Annotated in this window: 1 protein-coding gene; it reads right to left on the bottom strand. The window is 73.2% G+C overall.

All coding sequences use genetic code 11. The features are described 5' to 3' along the window. A partial coding sequence (locus tag ACWDBB_RS36105; RefSeq protein WP_449793636.1) for a type I polyketide synthase occupies window positions 1-2,674 on the bottom strand: 2,674 nt, incomplete at both ends.

Below are 2,674 nucleotides of genomic sequence, written 5' to 3' on the forward strand. Positions count from 1 at the left end.
CCGCCACCTCACCCACCGAGTGCCCCACCACGAAGTCCGGCCGCACACCCAGCCACTCCACCAGCCGGAACAGCGCCACCTCCAGCGCGAACACCGCACCCTGGGTGAACACCGTCTGCCCCAACACCCCCTCCTCGTCCTCGAACAGCACCTCCACGGGCAGCTCCAGCAGTTCGCAGACCTCGTCCAACACCCGCGCGAACACCGGGAACTCGCGGTACAGGCCCCGACCCATCCCCGCCCACTGACCACCCTGACCGGAGAACACGAACGCCGACCTGCCCGAGTCGCGGGCATCGCCGGTCACCAGCCCGGGATGCGCCTCCCCGCGCAGCAGGGCCGCCAGTGCCTCCGGTCCGGTCACCATGGCCCGGTGGGGGAACCGGGTCCGCGCGGCGAGCGCGGCGGCGATTCCGTCCGCGTCGGGGGCCTTGGCCGCGTACGCCTGCAGCCTGCGGGCCTGGGCCCGGAGCGCCTGCTCGGACTTGGCCGACAGCAGCCACGGCACTGGCACGACGGCTGCGGGAGCGGCGGGGGACTCAGGCGAGGTCTCCTCGGCCGGCTCCGGCGCCGGGGCCTCCAGGATCACGTGCGCGTTGGTACCGCTGATGCCGAACGCCGACACGCCGGCGCGGCGGGGACGCCCCGTCTCCGGCCACGGCCGGGCCTCGGTCAGCACTGAGACCTGGCCCGCCGACCAGTCAACGTGCGAGGTCGGCGCATCGACGTGCAGCGTCGGCGGCAACTGCCCGTGCCGCATCGCCATGACCATCTTGATCACACCCGCCACACCGGCCGCCGCCTGGGTGTGGCCGATGTTGGACTTCACCGACCCCAGCCACAACGGCTCCACCCGGTCCCGGCCGTACGTCGCCAGCAGCGCCTGCGCCTCGATCGGGTCACCGAGGGTGGTGCCGGTGCCGTGGGCCTCCACCGCATCCACCTCGGACGCCTCCAGCCCGGCGTTCGCCAGCGCCTGCCGGATCACCCGCTCCTGCGACGGACCGTTCGGCGCGGTCAGCCCGTTGGACGCCCCGTCCTGGTTCACCGCCGAACCCCGCACCACCGCCAGCACCCGGTGACCGTGACGACGGGCGTCCGACAACCGCTCCAGGAGCACGACACCCGCACCCTCACCCCACGCCGTACCATCGGCCGCCTCGGCGAACGCCTTCACCCGCCCGTCGGCCGCAAGCCCCCGCTGACGGGAGAAGTCGATGAAGGCGGCGGGTGTCGCCATCACCGTCACCCCGCCGGCCAGGGCCAGTGAGCACTCCCCCGAGCGCAGCGCCTGCGCCGCCAGGTGGATCGCCACCAGCGACGACGAGCACGCCGTGTCCACCGACACCGCCGGACCCTCCAGCCCCAGCAGGTACGACACCCGCCCGGAGGTCACACTCGTCGCCGTGCCGGTGGCCACGTAGCCGTCCGCGTCGCGCGAGATCTGGTCCACTCCGCCCGCGTAGCCGGATGCCCAGATGCCGGTGAAGACGCCCGTCTGGCTGCCCCTCAGCGACGTCGGATCGATCCCCGCGTCCTCGAAGGTCTCCCACACCGTCTCCAGCAGCACCCGCTGCTGCGGATCCATCGCCAACGCCTCCCGCGGCGAGATCCCGAAGAACGCCGCGTCGAAGCCACCCGCATCCCCCAGAAAGCCACCCGACCGCGTGTACGACCTCCCCGGACCACCGGCCGGATCGTAGAGACGACCCACGTCCCACCCACGATCCGATGGGAACTCCCCCACCGCGTCCACCCCACCGGACACCACATCCCACAACTCCTGGGCGGACCCCACCCCACCCGGATAGCGGGCCCCCAGCCCCACCACGACCACCGGATCATCCGACACCGGAACCCCCACCGGCACGGGCGCGACCGTCCGGCGCTCCCTGCCGAGGACCACCTCGCGCAGGTATTCGGCCAGCCGGGTCGGGGTCGGGTGGTCGAAGACCATCGTCGCCGACAGCCTGGTCCCGACCGCCGTGGACAGTCGGTTGCGCAGCTCCACGCCGGTCAGCGAGTCGAAGCCCAGGTCCTTGAAGGCCAGGTCGCCACCGATCTCGTCGCTGCGGCCCAGCACGGCCGAGGCGTGGGCGCTGACCAGGCCGAGCAGAACCTCGCGTTGCCGGGCCTCGGGGAGCGATCCCAGCTCGCCCGCCAGTCCGGTGGTCCGCACCGGTTTGCGGGCGCGTGTCAGCGCGCGCAGCACCGGCCGGTCGCCCAGTGCGGACACCTTGAGTCGGGCCGCGACCACCGCCGGTTGCGCGGTGTCCAGGCCCCCGTCGAACAGCCCGAGTCCGTAGTCGGTCGCCATCGGCAGCAGCCCCGCGCGGGCGAGGCGTTCACCGTCGGCCTCGGACATCTGCCCGGTCAGCCCGCTGGCCTCGGCCCAGTAGCCCCAGGCCAGCGACACCCCCGGCAGGCCCTGGGCACGCCGGTACGCGGCCAGGCCGTCGAGGTAGGCGTTCGCCGCGGCGTAGTTCGCCTGCCCTGCCGCGCCCAGCGTCCCGGCCGCCGAGGAGAAGAGGACGAACGCCGTCAGGTCCCTTCCCCGGGTGAGTTCGTGCAGGTTCCAGGCCGCCCGTGCCTTGGGCTCCCAGACCGCGGCGAGACGTTCGGGGGTCAGGGACTCGACCACGGCGTCGTCGAGCACGCCGGCGGCGTGGACGAC

It is taken from the genome of Kitasatospora sp. NPDC001095 (assembly GCF_053598615.1).